The organism is Sphingobacterium sp. UGAL515B_05, assembly GCF_033097525.1.
Lineage (GTDB): Bacteria > Bacteroidota > Bacteroidia > Sphingobacteriales > Sphingobacteriaceae > Sphingobacterium.
In genome coordinates this window covers 1,177,780-1,202,632 of the sequence record NZ_CP109907.1, presented here as the reverse complement: position 1 = coordinate 1,202,632, position 24,853 = coordinate 1,177,780, and the positions used below count along the sequence as shown (strand labels likewise).

Below are 24,853 nucleotides of genomic sequence, written 5' to 3'. Positions count from 1 at the left end.
TGGCTCGGGCTCTTGTCGCTTACTTGACAAAATATATACAATAAACCATCGATTGGTAGCGAACGGATTACAGTTTTGAAAAAACTAAAATAAGCTGCACAAGAAAAAAGGCACATCTTGGTTTGACGTGCCTTTAAATTTCGATTCACAATTGGTTAGGTAATTTCTTTCAAGTTTTAAGACTTTGGGGTCTATCATATTTGGTTCTAAAATTCGGTGTATTTAAAGCGGTAAGTATTTACTAACCCTACCATCTTCTATTTTTTCATCTCCCTTACACTACAAACATAGGAATACTTAAAAAACTGACAAAATAACTTTTAAAAATAAAGTGAGTGATTACTTATAAAATGTGTTTATCGCGATTTAACAAACTTTTAACATTTATTTTTTTTTGTAACAGCTCCTTTTTTTTGCTGCCCTTTTCAGTTCTCACCCAAATCGTATCCCAAAAATGTCTGCAATCTTTGCATTGATATAACCATTTGCAATTGGTATTTTTGTAAAAATTGTATGTGATAGAATTATCAGGAGCTTCGATCAACGCTAAACCGGCCAAAGGCTTTTGATAATAACAGGATCAAAAAGAAATTATACGAATGAAAATCTGGCAAAAAAATATAGATGTCGATTCTTTTGTAGAATCGTTTACGGTGGGCAATGACCGCGTAATGGACCTGCAACTTGCTGCTGCGGATGTTTTGGGTTCATTGGCCCATACACGCATGTTGAATAGCATAAATCTGATGACCGATGAGGATCTAGTGCTTGTACAAAAAGAACTGAAAAATATCTATAAGGAAATTTTAGCCGGTGACTTTCGTATTGAGGACTCGGTAGAAGACGTGCATTCACAGGTCGAAATGCTGCTTACACAGCGTATTGGAGAGGCCGGTAAAAAAATTCATTCCGGCAGATCCCGTAATGACCAGGTTTTGGTCGATCTAAAATTATACTTCCGCTCAGAGATTCAGCATATCATCCGGAATACGGAAGCTCTTTTTAATGAATTGATCCAGCTTAGTGAGCGATATAAGCATATTCTGATTCCTGGATACACGCACTTGCAGATTGCGATGCCTTCATCGTTTGGATTATGGTTTGGTGCTTACGCAGAAAGCCTTGTTGATGATCTGGAGATGATGCGTGCAGCCTGGAAGGTTTGTAATAAGAATCCTTTAGGATCTGCTGCAGGCTATGGATCATCTTTTCCATTAAATAGAACGATGACGACGCAGTTGCTGGGATTTGAAGACCTAAATTACAATGTGGTTTATGCACAGATGGGGAGAGGTAAAACCGAACGTATCTTAGCACAGGGCATGAGTTCCATCGCGGCGACATTGGCCAAATTTGCAATGGACGTATGTCTGTATATTAATCAAAACTTTGGCTTTATCTCCTTTCCGGCACATTTAACGACGGGATCGAGCATCATGCCGCATAAAAAGAATCCCGATGTCTTTGAGTTGATCCGTTCGCGCTGTAATAAGATACAAGCGCTGCCAAATGAAATTGCGTTGATGACGACCAACCTGCCATCTGGTTACCATAGAGATCTTCAATTGTTAAAGGAAAATCTATTCCCGGCTTTTAAATCGCTCAATGAGTGTCTTGAAATGGCAGCTTTCATGTTGGAAAATATTTCTGTTAAAGACAATATCCTGGACGATCCAAAATATGATTATTTGTTCTCTGTGGAAGTTGTGAACAATGAGGTACTGAAAGGGGTTCCTTTCCGGGAGGCCTACAGGACTATCGGTATTGATATCGATGAAGGCCGTTTCAAGCCATCAAAAGAGGTAAACCATACCCACGAAGGAAGTATTGGAAATCTATGCAATGATCAGATCCAACGTATGTTCGAAGAGGTCAAAGCAACTTTTGGTTTTGAAAAAGTCGAATCAGCATTGGATGATCTTTTAAAATAAAAAATATGCTGTGGCCCTACAAAGGAAACAGCACATCAACATAAAACGGCCGGTAAGCATGTGCTTATCGGCCGTTTTCTTTTCTTATTTTTTTATAGAGAACTTAAAGTGTGTCTCGGAGTCGAACGATTCGCCCGCTTTTAACAGGGTTGAAGGAAATTCCGTCTGATTGGGCGTATCCGGAAAATGTTGTGTTTCCAGGCAGAATCCGGCGTAAGGCAGATACTTATAACCTCTTTTGCCAAAATCATTTCCCGTCATCCAGTTTGCTGTATAGAGTTGTACACCCGGTTCCGTTGTGAAAACATCCAGCTGAATGCCCGTGTTTTTTGAATAAACTGTTGCACAAGGCTGCGAAATAGGCTGGTTGTTGACATAACAATGGTCATAGCCTTTGGCGGCGATCAATTGTTCGTTATTTGCAGTAATATCTTGAACAATTGGTTTGGGGGTGCGAAAGTCGAAGGCGGTGCCCTCAACTGGTACTATTGCATTTGGTATCTGGTTGTCGTCAACAAATAAGACCTCATCTGAGTTGATCTGAAGGATCTGCTGCAATACGTCGCCACTGCCTTCCCCATCCAGATTGAAGTATGTATGATTGGTCAAGTTGATGTGTGTATCTGCATCCGATTGCGCGTGATATTTGATAATGATCTCGTTATTTCTGGTCAGGGTATAAGAAACCATAACTTTTAAGTTTCCTGGAAAGCCCTCTTCACCATCTGGGGAAACATAATAAAATTCGACGTGCGATTGGTAAGTTACCCTTCTGTCCCAAACCTTATCGTGAAAGCCCGAAATACCGCCATGAAGACAATTATTGCCATTGTTTTGCGGAAGCGTATACTGTTTTCCGTTGAGCTCAAATTTGCCATCAGCAATGCGATTGGCAAAACGTCCGGCAGTACAGCCATGGTATTTTTCATCAGAATCCAAATACGCCTGAATGGAATCGAAACCCAGTGCAACATCCACTAAATTTCCCTTGTTATCAGGTACCAAAATGCTGACAATACGTGCACCGTAATCCGTTAAGAGTACTTGCATGCCGCCTTCGTTTTTTAATAAGAGCAAATGCGTGTTTTTGCCTTCGATTGTACCTTCAAAATGTTTTGGAATAAGTGTTTGATATTTCGTCATGATGGATCCCTATTGGTATTTAGGTTAAAGATACAGAATATAACCAGTATAAAAATGACTTTGATAACAGCTGTTTGTAAAATTTGTCATTTTGAAATGCAATCATCGATAATGTTGCAAAAATGACTCCTGAATAGGTGAATAACAGGAGTAATATATAGCGATATACGGACAGTCATTCGGGTCATTTCCGAATCGGTCTTCTATGATTATAATTGTATTTAAAGGCAAATTTATCTAAGTTTGCGCTATGTCTGAAAAAATGAATTGGAAAGATTTGCTCTCTGCAAAGCGCTGGGGTTACGAAGATCGGAGCGTAGATAGTTACCTTGTGGCCCGGTCGGAATTTCAACGGGATTATGATCGTTTGATCTTTTCATCCCCATTTCGGAGATTACAGAATAAGACGCAGGTTTTTCCACTTCCCGGCGCTGTATTCGTGCATAATAGATTAACTCATAGTCTAGAAGTTGCCAGTGTGGGCCGCTCTTTGGGGCGTATGTTTTATGCGCAGTTGAAAGAGGAAAATCCAAACCTGGATAATGATTACCCCTTTTTGCAAGAAGTCGGAAATATTATCTCTGCGGCATGTCTTTCACATGACCTGGGCAACCCTGCCTTTGGCCACTCGGGTGAATCTGCCATATCCACGTATTTCACAGATGGAGATGGACGTAAATACCAAGAGCAGGTAACGGCCGAAGAATGGGCCGATCTGACCCATTTTGAAGGAAATGCAAATGCCCTGCGGATTCTCACGCATGCCTTCCAAGGAAAGGATCCCAAAGGTTTTGCATTGACCTATACTTCCCTGGCTTCGATTGTAAAATACCCCTGTCTGGCAATAGATGGCCACCTTAAGAAGAGCCATCACCGCAAGAAATATGGCTTTTTTACAGAAGAACAAAAGGCGTTTGAGAAGATTGCCAATGAATTGGGACTATTAAAAGATCCCGCTAATCCAAAGGGCTATCTGAGACACCCCTTGGTTTATCTCGTGGAGGCTGCAGATGATATCTGTTACAATATTATTGACTTAGAAGATGCTCATCACCTTAAAATATTGTCCTATCAAGAAGTGGAAGAATTACTATTGCCACTATGTGGTAAAGAAAATCTTCGTGACAGACTCGATGGATTGCTGGATACCCCAAGCCGCGTAGCATTGTTACGTGCCAAAGCGATCAATACCTTGATTAAAGGATGTGTTGATGTCTTTGTACGTGAGCAGGACAAGTTTCTGTCAGGATCTTTCGGATCAGCGTTGATGGATGCCCTAGATGAAGAGATTGTTACACAAATGAACAAAATCTCGAAGATTTCCATTGCAAAAATCTATAATGCACCTACGGTTGTACAGATTGAGATTGCTGGCTACCGGGTGATGGATGCCCTATTGAAAGAGTTTGTTCCGGCATACCTGAAGAAGAATAAGAACAACTATGATAAAAAGCTAGTTGCGTTAATTCCTGAGCAATTTTATACGGACAAACAAGATTCGTATTCAAAAATTCGTTGTGTATTGGATTTTGTTTCAGGTATGACTGATGTTTATGCGATAGAGTTGTATCGTAAAATCAAGGGAATAACGATACCATCAATAGAATAGGGACGTTTAAGGTAAAGGGTTAAAACATCAATATTAAATTGAGGCTAACTGTAATATCCTCGGGTATTATAGCTGGTTTCGGATCGAAAATCTAACATCTCATATCTAACATGAAGGTTGTAATTGCTGAAAAGCCCTCCGTGGCGCGTGATCTGGCTCGAGTGATGGGGGCGAAGGAAGTCAAAGACGGTTATATCGCCGGCAATGGCTATGCTTTTACGTATGCTTTTGGTCATTTAGTTCAACTCTGTACGCCACAGGCTTACGGATACAATTCGTGGACAATCTCGAATTTGCCGATCATTCCACCAACATTTAAGCTGGAGTCGAAGAAGGTGAAGCGTGATGGCAAGCAGATGGATGATACTGGAGCAGTGAAACAACTCAACACCATAAAATCCCTTTTAGAACAGGCCGAAGAAATTATTGTGGCGACCGATGCTGGACGGGAAGGGGAATTGATCTTTCGTAATATATACTATTTTTTGGGTTCTAAAGTCCCTTTTAAACGCCTTTGGATATCGAGCCAAACAGATAAGGCCATTAAAGAAGGATTTGCCAATTTGAAAGCAGGTACCGAATACGATAGCCTATATATGTCTGCTCGCTCACGTTCGGAATCAGACTGGCTCATCGGTATTAATGCGACGCAGGCCATCACCTTGGCGGCGGGAAATAAAGGATTACTTTCTTTGGGCCGTGTGCAGACACCAACTTTGGCCATGATTTGTTCGCGCTACCTGGAAAACAAAGATTTTAAACCCCAGGCATTTTATAAAATTCAGGCCGGGTTTGAAAAAGACAATATCAGTTTTAAGGCAACCTCCAATAAGATCGATAAAAAGGATGTTGCCGAGCAAACCATTGCGCGATTGACCGTTGGTTCCAATGCCCGTGTGGCAAAGGTGGAAGCCAAAGAAACAAAAGAGCAGCCCCCCTTGCTATTTGATTTGACATCGCTGCAACAGGATGCAAATAAAAAATATGGTTATTCGGCAGATCAGACACTGAGTATTGCACAAACACTTTACGAAAAGAAGGTCATTACTTATCCGCGTACGGGTTCCCGTTACATCGGTGAGGATGTTTTTGAAGAAATTGGCGCACTTTTTCAACATTTAGCAGATACCGCGGATGAATCCATCGCATCGATTGCAAAAAATCTGATCGGCGCAAAATTGAACAAACGTTCTGTCGATGACAAAAAGGTAACAGATCACCACGCCTTGTTGGTGACGGATGAAAAGCCGGGGCCCATGCTCAAAGAGCAACAGAACGTTTACAATATGATTGCCAAGCGTATGGTGGAAAGTTTCTCGGAAGTTTGTATAAAAGATATTACCACCGTGACAATTGATGCGCAGGGAGTTGAACTTATCGCCAAAGGTACTGTGATCAAGCAATACGGCTGGCGTCTTTCCGCGGAGCAGATCGAAGCGCCTGATGAAGATAAGAACAATGACGATCAGGATAATGAAAATGCGCAATTACCGAGGCTATTAGCCGAGGAATTATTGCAGGTTCTGACCCTCGAGCTTGCCGAACGTTTTACAAAAGCAAGACCTATCCATACGGAAGCTTCTTTACTAAAGGCCATGGAAACTTCTGGAAAGGAAATTGAAGATGATGAGATGCGTCAGGCCATGAAGGACTGTGGACTTGGTACACCTGCTACGCGTGCTGCAACCATCGAAACACTTTTTCAACGTGATTATATTAAGCGCGACAAGAAAAAACTGATTCCAACGGAAAAGGGGCTTGCGGTATACAATCTTGTAAAAGATCGTTCCATTGCCAAAGTAACCTTGACCGGTAAATGGGAGCAGAAGCTGGAGGAAATGCGGGCCAATAAAGTGTCTTACGATGTTTTTATGAAACATATTAAGGACTATACGGCCAAAATCACAAAAGAATTGTTGACACTGCGGATTTCTCTCGTACAAGAGGAAGTTAAACCTCAACAAAAAGGGAAGATAAAATGTCCGAAATGTGAGAAGGGATTGATTTTGCTCTACGATAAAGTGGCCCAGTGCGACCATTATGCCCGTGGATGTGATTTTAAGATCTGGCGGACATTAAATGGTATCTTTCTGGACGAAAAAGAGATGAAGAACCTGCTGGAGAAAGGAAAAACCTCCGAGTTTAAAGGCGTAAAAAATAACGAGGGCGCCATTGTCACTGCGCCGCTTGTATTTGAAAATTTCAAGGTTAACGTGGGATAAACGGTTTACCCCACGTATTTATCTTTTCGGTTTTTATTCCCGCTGCAGAATATCCTGCAAAGCAGTTGAAATTGTTGGAAACTGGAAGGTAAATCCACTGTTCTCCAACCTTTCAGGTAATACCCAACGGCTTTTTAAAAGCAGCTCTGTCTCCGTGCCAATTAAAGCCGCACCTATTTCCAGTAGCCATTTTGGAGATGGTAGGCCAATTTTGCGGTTCATTACCTGTCTAAAAGTTGCCATAAAAGTCTTATTCATAATCGGGTTGGGTGCCGCACAATTGACGACACCATACAAATCCTCATGGCCTTTTAAGAACAAAATAAGCTGAAATAGATCTTCAATATGAATCCAGCTAAAATATTGCCGGCCATTTCCCTGTATTCCCCCTAGTCCGGCACGTACAAGATTTTTAAAAGGAAGGATAACCCCTCCATCCGCGCCCAAAACTATCGCCATCCGAAGTGCCACCTGTCTTGTCTTTTCCGATTTGAAGTCGAAGAAAGTCTTTTCCCATAATGTTGCAACATCAACGGAAAAACCTCTTCCGATCTCCCCCGAACTTTCTGTCATTGGACGATCTTCGGCGTGACGATAGATGGTGGCGGTACTCGCGTTTAGCCATAGCTTTGGTGGATTGGTACAGCCTGCTATGAGCTCCCCGAGAAGCGTAGTCGTTGCTGTTCGTGAAGAAAATATTTCGGCCTTATTTTTTTCGTTATACCGACAGTTGACAGATTTTCCGGCTAGATTGATTAGCATCGCTGCATTTTCCAGTGAATCGGAAATAGCGGATCGATCGGTCCAAAGGATATTGCCCGGCCGACGGCCAATGATGATTACGTGATAGCCTAATGTACGAAATCTCTCGGAAAGATATTGTCCAACAAAACCTGTTCCTCCAGCGATGACTATTTTATTCATGGCAAGTGTATTTGCAGTCTGTTTTTATTAGGCGTTGAAGGTTGTATCCATGTTTCTTCGTTGTTTTGCAATCCGTTTGCCTCTAAAGAAGAGAAACATATTAAGAAAGAGCATTACACCAAGATATATGCTAAATCCACCGATTTTATAACTCAGACGCTCAATGAGTTCCTGAATGCTCGGCTTGTACAGGCTGATTTCAAGTATATAGAGTGCAAATCCCAAATTCATGAGGTAGAATCCGATGCGAAATAGATTATTCGTGGCATGGGCTACCTCCGGCCTGCCGGCAAAGATATCATTCATGTAAACAATGCTATTTTTAAAAAGCACGTAGGCAACATAATAGGTTAATCCTATTGCAATGGGTAAGTAGATAAAGTACCCGATAACTGTTAAATTTCCCATGATATTAATGTTTAATGGTTAATGAATTCTTTCTTTTTGCGAAAAAGTAAATACTGAGCATATTGAAGTAATGTAACCCAACAAGGACAAAAAGTAATCGTCCTGTTTTAAAGGCAATGCTGCTGATCATTTCATCAAATGATTCAATTTGTCGCCAATAACTAAATTGGAGGATTGCATATCCGATGTTGAGTAGATAATATCCCAGCAGCAATAAATTATTTGTCGTATCGGCCAAGTTGACCTCCTGGTGAAAAAGTGATCGGATGAAAATCCGACCATTTTTATGGAATAACCGACCCACCCAAAGAATAATATAACAGGTGAGCAGGCCGTAGATTGCGTACGCTAGGATATTGAAGTTCATGACGCTACATCATTAGTTTGATCAATTTGATTAATAAATCTCCGCCGCTTGTATTGAAAATCTTGTTGGCAATTGTTTCGAGTTGATCCGTCAGATTTTGGATGTCCTTTACCGTTTTATGGAACTCTTTGCCTTCTGCTGTCTGGTCCTTTTCGGTATTCCGGCTTATATCCTTTAGAATATCCATAACGGGGTCAAGCTCTTTCTGCTTACGCATCACCGCAATTTTCATCGCCCATTTTAAGACCTCTTTCTCTGCGACGAAATATTCCTTTCGATCACCAGCAATATGTTTTTTGTAGACAATACCATAATCGATCAATTGCCGGATACTCATATTGGCATTCCCGCGGGAAATCACCAACTTTTCCATAATCTCATCTGTAGACATGGGATTGCTTGCGGAAAGGAGTAGGGCATGAACCTGAGCAACAGATTTGTTGATCCCCCATTCAGAACCTAATGCGCCCCAGGTGTCTATGAACTGTTGTTTTGCTTCTTGTAATTCCATCGTACTTTTATTTTGCCAATACCTCAATTTGTTTTTATCGGACTATTGAACCGATCGGCTTTCCCATCCTTTTTGTGATTGCCTATATCAAAGGTATTTAAAGTTTTTGAATTTTCAATAATTTCTGAAAATAAAATAAGTTTAAGGATGCAAGTCACCATATCGTAATAAGAATTTGCTTTTCTTGCGGACTTTTCGATTTGTTTTAACTTTGCCTGCATTATGGCGACAACTTTGTATAATCCATTCAAACAATTTCAGTTTGATTCAGATATTTGTTTTTTAACAGGGAATAAGCTTCAGTCGGAAGAAGAATCCATTCAGGTGTTTCCTGTATGGATGATGAAATCTTTTCAATTGGAAGATAAACCTTTTAAAATGCTGGATGAGAATCTGGTTACTTACAAATCGTTGAAACTACCGTGTTCCATGGCTGCTGCTGAAGCTATTGAGCAAATGGAGCGTGCGGTAGAACAGTCGTTTGAACAAGGCTATGAAGCCGTCAAACAGTTGGATCCATTACTATTGTTTCAATGGATGACAAAAATCATCTATGGGGTGGTTTTTAATGAAATTCTTGCGGGAATTCAGCAGCAAAAAGCTTCTGGTGAAGATATGAATTTTTCTCAGGCACTCGCGCAGCGTTTTACGAATCTACATGCAATGTTACAGTCTCTGGTTGTACCGATGGAGTTTGAAAATACATTCCCATTTTCATTGGTTGTTGTACCTGTTGAGAATGCACCTGATACATTTATGTATCGTGATGAAATCAATACCTTGATCTTCTCGATCCGTATGAAGAACTTTGCTGTAGTTGCCTGTCTTCAAGATAATGCGACAAACAATATTTATCACGAGGATATTCTCAAAGTCATTGCGGGCAAAACATTACACCCGATCCAGTTTGAAGAATTGTGTGCCCGCTATTTTTATTCAGCCTACTTATTTAACCGTCTGCCAGATTATACCTATCTAAACACCCCGCAAAAAGTCTATGTTGAACCTATGCCATTAGCAGATATGTCGATGAAACCTATCTTTGATCATTGGCAAAATAAGACTTATGGCCAAGTTTTGGAAAATTTTTGGAAACCTTGGGGATTGACTTTATTCGAGATTATTAAAAATCCGGAGCATCCGATCAGTTTTCTTGTTGATGAAAAAGGGGCGTTTATTGCAGAGGTTGCTATGCCGCTCAATTAGTCCGGAGGATTTAAAGCAATAAATTATCTTATACAAGCGTTAAATGGTACGATTATGGATAGGATAGGTTATGTATTTAACGGGATTTAAGACTTTTTTTTCAATTCTATTTTTTATGGTATTGTGTACTTCCGCAGGTGCACAAGTGATTGCTAAACGGGATATTCCTGCAGACAGTATTGCACAGCACGTTGATGATTTTCCCTATTTTAAGGGCGGGGTGGTGGCCTGGTCCAGATTTTTGCAAAATAACTTGGATTTGTCGGGAACAATCAGGGCAATGGACAGTGTGGCCTATGCAAAATATGGATCTCGGCAGACGGCAATGCTGAAATTTATTGTTTGTGAAGACGGGGAGATCTGTAATATTGAAATCGAGAATCCCGATAAGGTGAGTCCCGAGTTTGCAAAGGCTGTGTTGTCTGCCATGCGCAGATCGCCGCAATGGATGCCGGGACAGGTCAAAGGAAAACCAGTTAAAACAAGATTTAGACAGCCTGTAGTAGCTGTAATTGAATAAATTTGAATAGAAAATAATCGCTAACGTTTTCACCTTTTATAAGATAATATGTCATTTTGGGATAAAGTCAAAAAAATTATGAGCGGCGAAGAGGAAGAATCTCCGTCCGAAAAAAAAGATACAGAAATTACTGCCGGAGGGTCTACGGTCTACCGTTATGAAGATCAATCTGATGATAAGGATCCAAAAAGCCTATTTCCGGAGGTACAATGTGTCTATCTGGATGAAATCGAGGAGCATTTGACCAAATATATTGCCGAACCCGATATGGTGTTCCATGAGATTATCTCCGAACTTGTTCATATCGATGTGCATTGGATTAAACCAAGTGCAAACTATCCATTCCATATATTGGTTACTTCAGGCATGAGTGATTTGGCCATGCATGTTCCAGATGAAGTTGAAAACAAAGAGACTTATGAGCGGGCGGAGCTGATGGTCGTGTTGCCCGCAGATTGGAAGATCGGAGAAGAGGAATTTCAGGATGACAACAATTATTGGCCGGTCTACTTTTTGAAAAGATTAGCGCGGTTTCCACATGAGTACAAAACCTGGTTGGGATATGGGCATACCATTCCCAATGGGATGGAAGCCGAGGATATTGCAAATACAGGTTTCGGTTGTATGTTGCTGCTTCCACCTATGCTAAGTTTTGATGAGGAATTTTTGGAGTTAAAAACCAAAGATGGTAATCTGATCAATTTTTATGCAATGATCCCTGTATATAAAGAAGAGATGGATTACAAACTTGAAGAGGGTACAGATGCACTCTTAGACCTGTTTGATGAGTATGGAATTTCAGAACTGGTCGATATTGACCGTCCCAATGTATGTAGAGGTAGATAGTTTATAAAAAAAATAAGCAATGCTATAGGCTACATTGAAGCTTTTTAGCATTGCTTATTTTTTAGGAAATACTCTTTTCTATAATTGCTATCGTTTTATCGATATCCCCATAACTCACATTAAGGTGCGGTCTAAAACGGATACTTTTCTCTCCACAGCCTAACATAATCAGTTTATTTGCATAGGTATTTTTGATAAATTCATTGCGTGCAGCTTCCGATGCGAAATCCAATGCAACGAATAAACCCTCACCTCGTAAATTGGACAGCTGCGGTTTTTTCGCTAGCAGTTCCTGGAGCTTATCTTGTAGATAGCGCCCTTTTTCTGCTGCATTTTGAACGAGATTTTCCTGTTCTATGACTTCAAGAATTAATTTAAAGCGGAGCATATCCATAAAATCGCCACCAAATGTTGAATTGATACGACTGGATTCTTTAAAGACATGATGTTCCACCTGATCAAATTTTTCCTTACTCGCCAGTATACCACATACCTGGGCTTTTTTGCCGAAGGCAATGATATCGGGAATTACGTTGTAATGTTGGTAAGCCCACATTTTCCCCGTAATACCCAATCCGGTCTGTACTTCGTCAAAAATCAATAGGATCTGATTTTCATCACAGATTTGACGAAGCTGTACGAAAAATTCCTTTCGAAAATGGTTGTCGCCACCTTCACCCTGTATCGGTTCAATAATGATACAGGCAATATCGTTGGGGTTGGCGGCAAGGGCTTGGTGTATTTCAGAGACAGCCTTTTCCTCCAAAGCAATCGTCTGATCGATATGTTCGCTTGTTAAGGGGTAGCTCAACTTCGGATTGGTAATGCGTGGCCAGTTGAACTTTGGAAAATAAAGGTATTTTCTGGGGTCTTGTGTATTTGTTAAGGACAGGGTATAACCAGATCTGCCATGAAAAGCCTGTTTAAAGTGAATGACCTGGCTGGCTTCCTTTTGTATTCCCTGTGCAAAATTAAGCCTTGTTTTCCAGTCGAAGGCAGCTTTTAAAGCATTTTCCACGGCGAGTGTTCCGCCTGATATGAAAAAGGCATAGGAGAGTTCTTTCGGTATGGCTACGCGGTCAAAAGTGTCGACAAAATCAGCAAACTCTTTTGGGTAAATATCAGACATGGCTGGCTTATTGACGGCCATTTTGCCTAAGAAGTCACGTTGTTTGACCAAATGTGGATGATTGTAACCCACGGCCATGGAAGCAAACATACTGAACATATCGAGGTATTCATCCCCATTTTCATCCACGACATAAGAACCATGGGATTTTTCCATATCCATAACCAAAGGAAATCCATCGGCCAATATATGTTTGCTTAATCTTTCATGTACGTTGCTCATAATTTTGTGTGTAAATGGTTTATAAATCAAATTTGATACCTTGTGCCAACGGTAGGTCAGTCGTATAATTGATGGTATTTGTCTGACGGCGCATATAGGCTTTCCAGGCATCTGACCCAGATTCCCGACCTCCGCCAGTCTCCTTTTCGCCTCCAAAAGCACCTCCGATTTCGGCTCCTGATGTGCCGATATTGACGTTGGCGATACCGCAATCAGAGCCAGCAGCACTCAGAAATAGCTCGGCTTCCCGTAGGTTGTTCGTCATAACGGCAGAAGACAATCCCTGTGCGACGCTGTTTTGTAGGTCTATGGCCGCACTGATATCTCCCTTGTATTTGATTAAGTAAAGAATAGGGGCAAAGGTCTCATGCTGTACGATTTCATAATGATTTTCGACTTCGGCAATGACAGGCTGCACATAACAGCCACTTTCATAGCCTTTGCCTTCAAGTACCTTTCCCTTGATCAGCATTTTTCCCCCTTGTGTTTTAATTTTGTCCAGTGCGTTTAAGTATGATTTTACGGCGGCTTTGTCGATCAATGGTCCTACATGATTTTTCGTGTCCAAAGGGTCACCAATTTTTAACTGACCATAAGCTTTGGTCAGTTGTTTTTTGACATTGTCATAAATGTGCTCATGGATAATAAGTCTTCGCGTACTTGTACAGCGTTGTCCGGCTGTACCCACGGCACCAAATACAGCGCCGATGATGGTCATTTTTAAGTCTGCGTCTGGAGTAACGATGATTGCATTGTTTCCACCGAGTTCCAAAAGTGTTTTACCGAGGCGTTGTGCTACGGTGACGGCGACTTCTTTTCCCATGCGCGTGGATCCTGTTGCAGAAATCAAAGCGATGCGGTTGTCTGCCGAAAGCCACTCGCCAACTTCTCTGTCGCCCATAATGAGGTTGGATATTCCCTCGCGCAGCCCGTTGCTGTGTAGGATTTCTGCAAGTAATTTTTGGCAAGCTATGGCACATAGCGGTGTTTTTTCGCTGGGTTTCCAGACGACAGTATTGCCGCAGACCAGGGCGAGGGCGGTGTTCCATGCCCATACCGCCACCGGAAAGTTAAATGCTGTAATAATACCTACAACGCCCAAAGGGTGATATTGGTCGTACATACGGTGCCCGGGGCGTTCCGAGTGGATGGTGTTACCATACAGTTGGCGGGATAGGCCTAATGCAAAGTCGCAGATATCGATCATCTCTTGTACTTCCCCCATGCCTTCTTGGTAAGATTTACCCATTTCATAGGAAACTAATTTTCCGAGAATGGGTTTGAGTTCACGGAGCTTGTCTCCCAATTGACGAACGATGTCGCCTCTTTTCGGGGCAGGTAGTAGGCGCCATTGTAAAAAAGCATCTCCTGCCTGCTTAATGACCGCTTCATAGTCCTTACGATTGCTGCCTTTTATTTTTGCGATGAGTTTTCCATCGACAGGTGAAATGGATTCGAATTCTTTACCTTCGGAAAACCATTGCTGTCCAGTTGATGATCCTAAATTCAGGGAAGATATTCCAAGTGTTTTAAGCGCTGATTTTATCATAATGGTTTATTTTATTCGTGGAATAGTTTAAATATATGAAATAAATTTTTTGTTGACAAGTTTGTTCTGAATATTGTTCAGTGAAAAATAATCATTATCTTAGATAAGCTAATGTAGACTATATCATGATCAAACAGATTAATATCGATTATTACCAGGTGGACGATTTATTGTCCGAAGAACATAAACTGATACGGCAGTCTGTCCGTGATTTTGTGAAAACAGAGATCAAGCCTTTCATTGAAGATGCAGCACAGGAACACCGAGCTATTGCGGGGTTGATGCCTAAATTGGGTGCAATTGGAGCTTTGGGACCTTATATTCCTGCTGAATATGGCGGGGCGGGATTGGATCAGATTTCTTATGGCTTGATTATGCAGGAACTGGAAGCCGGTGACTCGGCAATTCGTTCGGCGGCATCGGTGCAGTCCTCTTTGGTGATGTTTCCGATTTATACCTATGGTAGCGAGGAGCAGCGTCGTAAATATTTACCGCGGTTAGCATCGGGCGAGTTGGTCGGTTCTTTTGGGCTGACTGAGCCTAATCATGGATCTGATCCGGGGGGAATGGAAACGAAATTGACGGCAAAAGGAGATGGTTTTTTATTGAATGGCGCAAAGATGTGGATTACAAATTCGCCTGTCTGCGATATTGCTGTCGTTTGGGCACGAGATGAGACCGGAAAGGTGAGGGGAGTGATTGTGGAACGCGGAATGGCTGGTTTTGAAACTCCCGAGACCTTGCATAAGTGGTCGTTGCGCGCTTCCAAAACAGGTGAATTGGTTTTTCATGATGTTTATATCCCTGCGGAAAATGTGCTTCCTGCTGTAAATTCAATGCGTGGACCGCTTTCCTGTTTGAATTCAGCCCGCTATGGAATTTCATGGGGGGTGATTGGAGCAGCAATAGACTGTTATGAAACTGCGGTTCAATACGCGTTGGAGCGACATCAGTTTGATAAACCAATTGCTGGTTTTCAATTGCAGCAAAAGAAGTTAGCGGAATTTCTGACAGAAATTACCAAGGCGCAGTTGTTGTCGTGGCGTTTAGGGCAGCTCAAAAATGAGGGGCGGGCGACGCCACAGCAAATCTCCATGGCAAAACGGAACAATGTGAATATGGCGCTACAGATAGCGCGTGAATCTAGGCAGATCCTTGGCGGAATGGGGATTGTTGGTGACTTTCCAATAATGCGGCATATGATGAACCTAGAGTCTGTGGTTACCTATGAAGGGACACATGATATTCATTTATTAATCACAGGACAAGATATTACGGGGCTGAACGCTTTTTCTTGATCATTTTCTTTGCTCCCACAGTTTCCACGGGGATTAGCTATACGATGCTTTAGTGAATAAAAATTCACTAAAGCATCGTATAGTTTGTGTAGGCTTTGCTATTGCCAAAATAAACCTTCGGTTTGTATGGCCTTATTTATTCTTAATCTCATGCTTTCGCGCTATATGAGCAATCTCCAAAACGGATAGCAGGCTAACGTTTTCATAAAAAAATGCCTATATCATGGCGATTCTGGTTGGATGCTGGGACACTTATAGGGTTATTTATGTCGTGTTCTATTTATTCGCTTTTATTTGGTTCTTCTTTAAGCAAGATTTTAATTGGTATTTAAGTAAACCCTACACCAGAATGAGAATTGATCGAGGTCTACTTTAGGCCAGTTCTGCCATCCTCTATTCCGCTGCGGTTGCAGTTCGCGGTCACCTCCTATCTCTATTATGTATATCGATGGTATTAACCGTTGCGGATCTCTGTTATTACGTTGCTTATGTTCAAATTGTATACCGATTTGTAATTAATAGCAGTATAGCACCGATTTAACAGGGGGTTAATAGGGGTTGTACCCCTGCTAACCCCCTGTTAACCCCCTGTTATCTCCCTGTAATACCCCTATTAATTAACTACAAAAGTTAGACGAAATTGGTAATAGATCCAGTGCGAAGCCTGCCTCCATACGCTATAGGATAACCTGAGGTTCTCCGAAGGCCCAATCTGGCGGCCGGATCAGCCATTCCAGCCCTCCGATCACCTGTTTTACAAAAAGAATCGTGCACCGTTACAGGCAGTTAAGGAAAAATGAAATAAATAAGAACAAAAGGCTTGGAAGTTTGTTCCTAAACTCCCTATCTTTGCACCACTCCGCAAGGGAGGGACGGTTACCCCGAAAGAGGGAATCATGAAAAAAGAAGGGTTTAAGAGAAGTCTGGCAGGATCTAAAATCCCGTTCAGTTTATTTTAAACGCGGAAATCGAAAAAAGAGGAAAGAAAAAAAACTTAAAAAAGTTTTTGGAAGTTCAGAAAAGATTTCTACCTTTGCAGTCCCAACGGAAACGAAGGGAAAAACAAAACGATAAAGAGTGGCGCAATGCCCATCGGAATAAAGCGGATACGGAAGTTGAAGCGACAGAGTTCTTTAAGAAAACACAATCATGTAAGCGTGACGAGTAGACAAACGAAAGTCATGAACAAATTCAAGTAATTCGTTCAATTCGATCCAAGATCAGAGATATAAAAAAAGAATTCTGATTATTATAAATAGTTGGAATCAAAAACTTCATTTTACAATGGAGAGTTTGATCCTGGCTCAGGATGAACGCTAGCGGCAGGCCTAATACATGCAAGTCGGACGGGATCCATCGGAGAGCTTGCTCGAAGATGGTGAGAGTGGCGCACGGGTGCGTAACGCGTGAGCAACCTACCTCTATCAGGGGGATAGCCTCTCGAAAGAGAGATTAACACCGCATAACATCAACAGTTCGCATGTTCAGTTGATTAAATATTTATAGGATAGAGATGGGCTCGCGTGACATTAGCTAGTTGGTAGGGTAACGGCTTACCAAGGCGACGATGTCTAGGGGCTCTGAGAGGAGAATCCCCCACACTGGTACTGAGACACGGACCAGACTCCTACGGGAGGCAGCAGTAAGGAATATTGGTCAATGGGCGGAAGCCTGAACCAGCCATGCCGCGTGCAGGATGACTGCCCTATGGGTTGTAAACTGCTTTTGTCCAGGAATAAACCTAGATACGTGTATCTAGCTGAATGTACTGGAAGAATAAGGATCGGCTAACTCCGTGCCAGCAGCCGCGGTAATACGGAGGATCCGAGCGTTATCCGGATTTATTGGGTTTAAAGGGTGCGTAGGCGGCCTATTAAGTCAGGGGTGAAATACGGTGGCTCAACCATCGCAGTGCCTTTGATACTGATGGGCTTGAATCCATTTGAAGTGGGCGGAATAAGACAAGTAGCGGTGAAATGCATAGATATGTCTTAGAACTCCGATTGCGAAGGCAGCTCACTAAGCTGGTATTGACGCTGATGCACGAAAGCGTGGGGATCGAACAGGATTAGATACCCTGGTAGTCCACGCCCTAAACGATGATAACTCGATGTTGGCGATAGACAGCCAGCGTCCAAGCGAAAGCGTTAAGTTATCCACCTGGGGAGTACGCCCGCAAGGGTGAAACTCAAAGGAATTGACGGGGGCCCGCACAAGCGGAGGAGCATGTGGTTTAATTCGATGATACGCGAGGAACCTTACCCGGGCTTGAAAGTTAGTGAAGAGTGCAGAGACGCACTCGTCCTTCGGGACACGAAACTAGGTGCTGCATGGCTGTCGTCAGCTCGTGCCGTGAGGTGTTGGGTTAAGTCCCGCAACGAGCGCAACCCCTATGTTTAGTTGCCAGCATGTAGTGGTGGGGACTCTAAACAGACTGCCTGTGCAAACAGAGAGGAAGGTGGGGACGACGTCAAGTCATCATGGCCCTTACGTCCGGGGCTACACACGTGCTACAATGGATGGTACAGCGGGCAGCTACATAGCAATATGATGCTAATCTCTAAAAGCCATTCACAGTTCGGATTGGGGTCTGCAACTCGACCCCATGAAGTTGGATTCGCTAGTAATCGCGTATCAGCAATGACGCGGTGAATACGTTCCCGGGCCTTGTACACACCGCCCGTCAAGCCATGAAAGTTGGGGGTACCTAAAGCATGTTACCGCAAGGAGCGTGTTAGGGTAAAACCGATAATTGGGGCTAAGTCGTAACAAGGTAGCCGTACCGGAAGGTGCGGCTGGAATACCTCCTTTCTAGAGTATCGAAGATCGGTGCTCGTCGCGTTACATATGATTGCAGAAGAAAAAACATCAGAAGAAAGTGCCCGCCCCTAAGGGAGCAGGACCGAGAGAAAGAGATGAACAAGATAAGCTAGTCCCGTAGCTCAGTTGGTTAGAGCACTACACTGATAATGTAGGGGTCAGCAGTTCAAATCTGCTCGGGACTACGAAAACGTTTGGGGAATTAGCTCAGCTGGCTAGAGCACCTGCCTTGCACGCAGGGGGTCAACGGTTCGAATCCGTTATTCTCCACATCTCCGGGGAAGTATATAGCGATATACTTCATCTATACCGGAAAAAGAGTTCTTTGACATATTGAAAGAGAAAAAAAATTACAAGAGAAGACAACAGTATAGAGACAATACGTGTATGTGTTCGATGTAGAGAGGAGACCCTCGGTGAATGCCGAACGAATCTTTACGTAGCATACGGGTATATATATCAAAAGCAGCCGCATAGTAGCAAAAGGCTATGCCGGTGAAGAAAGTAAATAAGGGCACACGGGGGATGCCTAGGCTCTCAGAGGCGAAGAAGGACGTGATAAGCTGCGATAAGCTTTGGGGATTGGCAAATGCGACTTGATCCAGAGATTTCCGAATGGGGCAACCTGACTATTTGAAGAATAGTCGTATAAAACGCGAACGCGCTGAACTGAAACATCTAAGTAGGCGTAGGAGAAGAAAATAACAATGATTTCCCAAGTAGTGGCGAGCGAACGGGAAAGAGCCCAAACCGGTCATGTTACGGCATGACCGGGGTTGTAGGACCACGACATTGTACAGCGCTATGAACTGGAAGCAGGTGGGAAACTGCGCGACAAGGGTGAGAGCCCCGTACAGGTAAAGAATGTTGACATAGTGGTATCCTGAGTACCGCGGGACCGGAGAAATCCTGTGGGAATCCACCAGCACCATCTGGTAAGGCTAAATACTCCTGAGAGACCGATAGTGAACCAGTACCGTGAGGGAAAGGTGAAAAGAACCCCGAACAGGGGAGTGAAAAGAACCTGAAACCGTGTGCTTACAAGCGGTTGGAGCAGGCAGGTCCTGTGACAGCGTGCCTTTTGCATAATGAGCCTACGAGTTACTCTTGTCTGGCAAGGTTAAGTCCTTCAGGGACGCAGCCGAAGCGAAAGCGAGTCTTAATAGGGCGCATAGTCAGATGAGGTAGACGCGAAACCTTGTGATCTACCCTTGGGCAGGTTGAAGTTGCAGTAACATGTAATGGAGGACCGAACCGATAAACGTTGAAAAGTTTCCGGATGACCTGAGGGTAGGGGTGAAAGGCCAATCAAACTGGGAAATAGCTCGTACTCCCCGAAATGTTTTTAGGAACAGCGTCGGCGTAGAGTTTGATAGAGGTAGAGCTACCGATTGGGTGCGGGGGAGTCAAATCCTACCAAATCCAGACGAACTCCGAATGCTATCAAATATAGCCGGCAGTGAGGCTTTGGGTGCTAAGGTCCAAGGCCGAGAGGGAAAGAACCCAGACCATCAGCTAAGGTCCCCAAATTCGTTCTAAGTTGAACTAACGAGGTCCGGTTGCCCAGACAGCTAGGATGTTGGCTTGGAAGCAGCCATTCATTTAAAGAGTGCGTAACAGCTCACTAGTCGAGCGGCCGGGCGTGGATAATAAACGGGCATCAAGAACGGTACCGAAGCTATGGATTTGTACTGAAAGATGTACATCTGGTAGGGGAGCATTCCATCGCCGGAGAAGCAGTTTGGCAATGAACTGTGGAGGTTATGGAAAAGCAAATGTAGGCATAAGTAACGATAAGGCGGGTGAGAAACCCGCCCACCGAAAGACCAAGGTTTCCTGATCAACGTTAATCGGATCAGGGTCAGTCGGGACCTAAGGCGCACCCGAAGGGGGCAAGCCGATGGACAACTGGTTAATATTCCAGTACTCTTCATAACTGCGATGTGGTGACGGAGTAGTGACACTGCCGCGAACTGACGGAATAGTTCGTTGAAAGGCGTAGGTATAGGGACGGTAGGCAAATCCGCCGACCCTGCTGAAACCCAATAGTACAGCAAAGCTCCGGTGGCGCTGATAGAGCAGGTAAACAGACTTCCAAGAAAACCCGCTAAGCTTCAGGTTATGAAGACCCGTACCGCAAACCGACACAGGTGGTCGAGGAGAGAATCCTAAGGTGCTCGAGTGAGTCATGGCTAAGGAACTCGGCAAAATGGCCCTGTAACTTCGGGAGAAGGGGCGCTGTCTCGTAAGAGCAGCCGCAGTGAAAAGGCCCAGGCGACTGTTTAACAAAAACATATGGCTTTGCAAAATCGCAAGATGAAGTATAAGGCCTGACACCTGCCCGGTGCTGGAAGGTTAAGAGGGGATGTCATCGCAAGAGAAGCATTGAATCGAAGCCCCAGTAAACGGCGGCCGTAACTATAACGGTCCTAAGGTAGCGAAATTCCTTGTCGGGTAAGTTCCGACCTGCACGAATGGTGTAACGATCTGGGCGCTGTCTCAGCCATGAGCTCGGTGAAATTGTGGTATCGGTGAAGACGCCGATTACCCGCAACGGGACGGAAAGACCCCATGCACCTTCACTATAGCTTAACATTGAGATTGGGTACAGGATGTGTAGGATAGGCGGGAGATGTTGAAGTGGCTTCGCCAGGAGTCATGGAATCAACCTTGAAATACCGCCCTTTCTGTATTCGGTTTCTAACTCGCTATGGGGAGGACATTGTTTGGTGGGTAGTTTGACTGGGGTGGTCGCCTCCAAAAAGGTAACGGAGGCTTTCAAAGGTAAGCTCAGTACGCTTGGTAACCGTACGTGGAGTGCAATGGCATAAGCTTGCTTGACTGTGAGACCGACAAGTCGAACAGGGTCGAAAGACGGACATAGTGATCCGGTGGTTCTGTATGGAAGGGCCATCGCTCAAAGGATAAAAGGTACGCTGGGGATAACAGGCTGATCTCCCCCAAGAGCTCATATCGACGGGGAGGTTTGGCACCTCGATGTCGGCTCGTCACATCCTGGGGCTGGAGAAGGTCCCAAGGGTTGGGCTGTTCGCCCATTAAAGTGGCACGCGAGCTGGGTTCAGAACGTCGCGAGACAGTTCGGTCCCTATCTGTTGTGGGCGTTGGAAGTTTGAGTGGATCTGACCTTAGTACGAGAGGACCGGGTTGGACAGACCTCTGGTGAACCTGTTATGCCGCCAGGTGTACGGCAGGGTAGCTACGTCTGGAATAGATAAGCGCTGAAAGCATCTAAGTGCGAAACTAGCCACGAGATGAGACTTCCTTATAGGGTCGTAGAAGATGACTACGTTGATAGGCCATAGGTGTAAAGGTTGAGAGACCAAAGCCAAGTGGTACTAATAGCCCGAAGCTTTCTCAAGCAGACAGACACTGTTGTCTTCCTCTTTAATTTTTGAAACATACAGGAAACGAACCTCTTTCAATACATATGTCAGTTGGCATGAAACATGATATGAATCATAGATCATGCCAATAAAGATTTTTAGGTGCCTATATCGGCGGTGTCTACCTCTTCCCATTCCGAACAGAGCAGTCAAGCCCGCCAGAGCCGATGGTATTGCCGTAACAGGTGGGAGAGTAGGTCGGTGCCTTTTTTTACACGGAAGCCCTTGCTGGAAACAGTCAAGGGCTTCTTTCGTTTAAGTACTTCCATGGCCATTACACTTCGGCCACTGACCATCACTGCCTATCCTCCGCCTATCGGTTATCGCAGCACAGGACCGTCGGTGAGCCCTGCCCATCGGCAGCTGTTCCGAAACCGCCGCTATCCTGCAACTGTCACTGTGCTCCGGTGATATGGAGCATCCTCGTAGCCAAGGGGAATTGTAATCCAGTGGACAGCACTCATACAGCCTTCACTGACCGTATCAAATCCTATTACTTTTTACCTGTATCCTATAGCTGCATATCAATTGGTCTTGCAGTAGCTACTTATAATACTGTATATGCTATCCGACTGTTGGGAAGTATACCGGTAGTGGTTACAGATATAGCTACCAGAATTACACACTATACAGCTATTCTATACTATTATTAAACTTTATGGGCAAATATCATTAACAACATGACTATGATCTTTTTATGTACACATTACAGTCAGGAACGTAATATAACATTATACCTGCAGCTATACCTCTGTGTAGTTACAATTGTATAACGCTAGCAAATGCAGCTCGATATTCCCTGCTAGAGTAACCGATTATAATGGGCTTATCCTATCAGGGATTTCATTATTGAAAACTTTGTGGCTGATGAATATCGATTGAAAAACAACGATGATAAAAAATTAAGCAATCGTTTGTGTAGATTAAGCAAACGATTGCTTTCAAGTTTCATTTTTTATTTAGAAAAAAGTGTTATATTATTGTTATAGAGATTAAGTTCTTACATAAGAACCAAATATAAATCCAATCCAAAAGGATTTTTCTATTGACTGTTTAGTTTGTTTTAAAATAGGTGATTTTTTAGAGGGACCAATTGGTCCCTTTAAATTTATATGAACTTTAAATTATGGATTCTAGAAGAGATTTTCTAAAAAAGGCCGGAATATTGTCATCACTGGCTGTTTCACTCCCTACTTTGGTCAATGCCAATACGGCAGCAGAGTCGTTTAATATGTGTGGCTATGCAGCTCCAAAAATTGATAAAGTCAGAGTAGCAGTGATTGGACTGGGCATGCGCGGTCCTGGTGCTGTTGAACGGTTGTCCTTCATTGAGGGATGCGAAATTGTCGCACTTTGCGACAAACATCCGGATCGGGTTGAACGCGCAACAAAAATCGTTACATCGAAAGGTCTAACAGCTCCGAAAGCATATTCAGGTGAAGATGGCTGGAAATCCTTGTTGAAGGAAGAGAAACTCGATCTGGTCTATATTTGTACGCCTTGGGATTATCATACTCCAATGAGTATTGCCGCGATGAAAGCGGGTAATCACGTGGCTTGTGAAGTGCCGATTGCTTTGACGATCAAAGATTGTTGGGAGGTCGTGAAGACATCTGAAGCGACTAAAAAGCATTGTATGATGTTGGAAAATTGCTGTTATGATTTCTTCGAAATGCTGACATTGAATATGGTACGCCAAGGCTTGTTTGGCGAACTCGTCCATGCCGAGGGTGCTTATATTCACGATTTGCTGGATCTTAATTTTGCAAAGAATGGCTATGATAACATGTGGCGCCTGAGAGAAAATATAAAATTAAATGGAAATCTATACCCTACTCATGGACTTGGGCCTGTGGCACAATGCTTAAATATCAATAGAGGGGATAAGATGGATCATCTTGTGGCAATGTCTTCCAATGATTTTATGATGGGAGAAAAAGCAAAAGCGCTAGCGGCCAAGGATTCTTTTTTCCAGGAATTTGTCGGAAAGAAATACCGTGGTAATATGAATACAACGCTTATCCGCACCGCAAAAGGAAAAACGATTATGCTGCAGCATGATGTCACTTCTCCTAGACCTTACTCTAGATTACATACACTAAGTGGAACCAAAGGGTTTGCACAAAAGTATCCTACGGAGAATATTGCTTTTGGCCATGAATTCATTACAGAACAGAAATTAAAAGAACTGTACGATAAATACACACCAGAATTGGTGAAATATATTGGTGAGCAGGCAAAACAGGTTGGTGGACACGGTGGCATGGATTTTATGATGGACTGGCGTCTGATTGACTGTTTGCGCAACGGATTACCTTTGGACCAGGATGTCTATGATGCTGCTTCATGGAGCTGTATCGTGCCATTGAGTTTCGAATCTGTAGAAAAGAACTGTAAAACAGTTGATGTACCGGATTTCACAAAGGGTGCATGGAAAAATAATACGCCGGTAGAAATCACGTTAAAAGGCGGTGGAAATACGCCTATTCGTGCTAGATCAGCGAAAAAAGAAAATATACAATTGGGCGTATAGTCCGCTTATATAAAATGACTTATTGAAGGGGAACTTTTTATTGTGCCCCTTTTATGTTTATCTTTAATTATGTTATTCAATCTGACTCTAATGACCTGTTTATCGTTATTTTCCACCAAGGATACACTTTCCTGTTGTGTCGGGGAAAATATACCTACGCGCGCAGGTATGATAAAATCCCAAATTGCTCAGTTAAAAAGTAAGACTACAG

General features: G+C 43.2%; 16 protein-coding genes, 2 tRNA genes and 3 rRNA genes. 14 read left to right on the top strand and 7 right to left on the bottom strand.

All coding sequences use genetic code 11. From position 1 onward, the window contains the following. Positions 1–599 precede the first annotated feature (599 nt). Positions 600–1,931 (top strand): argininosuccinate lyase, encoded by a 1,332-nt coding sequence (gene argH, locus OK025_RS04795; RefSeq protein ID WP_317668521.1) that lies wholly within the window; start codon positions 600–602, stop codon positions 1,929–1,931. Between the two features lie 84 nt (positions 1,932–2,015). Here the strand turns inward: argH and OK025_RS04790 are convergent, their stop codons facing one another. Beyond that, positions 2,016–3,074, bottom strand: coding sequence for an aldose epimerase family protein (locus OK025_RS04790; protein WP_317668520.1), 1,059 nt, complete (start codon positions 3,072–3,074; stop codon positions 2,016–2,018). Positions 3,075–3,324: 250 nt separating this feature from the next. Here OK025_RS04790 and OK025_RS04785 point away from each other — a divergent pair, with 250 nt between their 5' ends. Both OK025_RS04785 and OK025_RS04780 read left to right on the top strand, forming a co-directional pair. Further along, complete coding sequence (locus OK025_RS04785) at positions 3,325–4,683, top strand: deoxyguanosinetriphosphate triphosphohydrolase (RefSeq protein ID WP_317668519.1); 1,359 nt, start codon at positions 3,325–3,327, stop codon at positions 4,681–4,683. 110 nt (positions 4,684–4,793) lie between these two features. Further along, positions 4,794–6,905 (top strand): DNA topoisomerase 3, encoded by a 2,112-nt coding sequence (locus OK025_RS04780; RefSeq protein ID WP_317668518.1) that lies wholly within the window; start codon positions 4,794–4,796, stop codon positions 6,903–6,905. Between the two features lie 33 nt (positions 6,906–6,938). On the opposite strand, the gene OK025_RS04775 is transcribed toward OK025_RS04780, so the two are convergent. The 4 genes from OK025_RS04775 to OK025_RS04760 are packed head-to-tail and all read right to left on the bottom strand — an operon-like array spanning position 6,939 to position 9,115. Further along, on the bottom strand, positions 6,939–7,829 hold the full coding sequence (locus OK025_RS04775) for a TIGR01777 family oxidoreductase (RefSeq protein ID WP_317668517.1): 891 nt from the start codon (positions 7,827–7,829) through the stop codon (positions 6,939–6,941). Between the two features lie 27 nt (positions 7,830–7,856). Then, a complete protein-coding gene (locus tag OK025_RS04770; protein ID WP_075990933.1) occupies positions 7,857–8,237 on the bottom strand; it encodes a hypothetical protein in 381 nt (126 codons plus the stop codon). 4 nt (positions 8,238–8,241) lie between these two features. Further along, entirely contained in the window at positions 8,242–8,604 is a 363-nt protein-coding gene (locus OK025_RS04765) for a hypothetical protein (protein ID WP_317668516.1), read from the bottom strand. A gap of 4 nt (positions 8,605–8,608) precedes the next feature. Next, the gene (locus tag OK025_RS04760) at positions 8,609–9,115 is read right to left on the bottom strand and encodes a GbsR/MarR family transcriptional regulator (protein ID WP_112373885.1); all 507 of its coding nucleotides are present in this window, start codon (positions 9,113–9,115) and stop codon (positions 8,609–8,611) included. Between the two features lie 222 nt (positions 9,116–9,337). Between OK025_RS04760 and OK025_RS04755 the strand changes: the two genes are divergently transcribed. The 3 genes from OK025_RS04755 to OK025_RS04745 all read left to right on the top strand — a co-directional run bounded on the left by OK025_RS04755 (position 9,338) and on the right by OK025_RS04745 (position 11,687). Continuing rightward, positions 9,338–10,321 carry a hypothetical protein gene (locus OK025_RS04755; RefSeq protein WP_317668515.1) on the top strand — a complete coding sequence of 328 codons (984 nt, stop codon included), beginning with the start codon at positions 9,338–9,340 and terminating at the stop codon, positions 10,319–10,321. A 115-nt stretch (positions 10,322–10,436) separates the two neighbouring features. Next, on the top strand, positions 10,437–10,841 hold the full coding sequence (locus OK025_RS04750) for an energy transducer TonB (RefSeq protein WP_317668514.1): 405 nt from the start codon (positions 10,437–10,439) through the stop codon (positions 10,839–10,841). A gap of 78 nt (positions 10,842–10,919) precedes the next feature. After that, complete coding sequence (locus tag OK025_RS04745; RefSeq protein WP_317668513.1) at positions 10,920–11,687, top strand: suppressor of fused domain protein; 768 nt, start codon at positions 10,920–10,922, stop codon at positions 11,685–11,687. A 61-nt stretch (positions 11,688–11,748) separates the two neighbouring features. Here the strand turns inward: OK025_RS04745 and lat are convergent, their stop codons facing one another. Next, entirely contained in the window at positions 11,749–13,038 is a 1,290-nt protein-coding gene (gene lat, locus OK025_RS04740) for an L-lysine 6-transaminase (RefSeq protein ID WP_317668512.1), read from the bottom strand. A gap of 19 nt (positions 13,039–13,057) precedes the next feature. After that, positions 13,058–14,587: an aldehyde dehydrogenase family protein gene (locus tag OK025_RS04735; RefSeq protein ID WP_317668511.1), complete on the bottom strand. Its 1,530-nt coding sequence runs from the start codon at positions 14,585–14,587 to the stop codon at positions 13,058–13,060. Positions 14,588–14,712: 125 nt separating this feature from the next. On the opposite strand from OK025_RS04735, the gene OK025_RS04730 reads away from it, so the two are divergent. The 8 genes from OK025_RS04730 to OK025_RS04695 all read left to right on the top strand — a co-directional run bounded on the left by OK025_RS04730 (position 14,713) and on the right by OK025_RS04695 (position 24,642). Continuing rightward, positions 14,713–15,885 (top strand): acyl-CoA dehydrogenase family protein, encoded by a 1,173-nt coding sequence (locus OK025_RS04730; RefSeq protein WP_317668510.1) that lies wholly within the window; start codon positions 14,713–14,715, stop codon positions 15,883–15,885. 1,006 nt (positions 15,886–16,891) lie between these two features. Further along, positions 16,892–17,053, top strand: a complete 162-nt coding sequence (locus OK025_RS04725) for a hypothetical protein (RefSeq protein WP_317667786.1) — start codon at positions 16,892–16,894, stop codon at positions 17,051–17,053. A 113-nt stretch (positions 17,054–17,166) separates the two neighbouring features. Further along, positions 17,167–18,696, top strand: a 16S ribosomal RNA gene (locus OK025_RS04720). Between the two features lie 120 nt (positions 18,697–18,816). Then, positions 18,817–18,890 (top strand) — tRNA-Ile (locus OK025_RS04715). Between the two features lie 11 nt (positions 18,891–18,901). Then, positions 18,902–18,975, top strand: a tRNA-Ala gene (locus OK025_RS04710). Between the two features lie 228 nt (positions 18,976–19,203). Then, positions 19,204–22,084, top strand: a 23S ribosomal RNA gene (locus tag OK025_RS04705). A gap of 123 nt (positions 22,085–22,207) precedes the next feature. Further along, positions 22,208–22,319, top strand: a 5S ribosomal RNA gene (rrf, locus tag OK025_RS04700). The 16S, 23S and 5S rRNA genes sit together here with 2 tRNA genes alongside, the layout of an rRNA operon. Positions 22,320–23,235: 916 nt before the next feature. Continuing rightward, the gene (locus OK025_RS04695) at positions 23,236–24,642 is read left to right on the top strand and encodes a Gfo/Idh/MocA family oxidoreductase (protein WP_317668509.1); all 1,407 of its coding nucleotides are present in this window, start codon (positions 23,236–23,238) and stop codon (positions 24,640–24,642) included. Positions 24,643–24,853 lie beyond the last annotated feature (211 nt).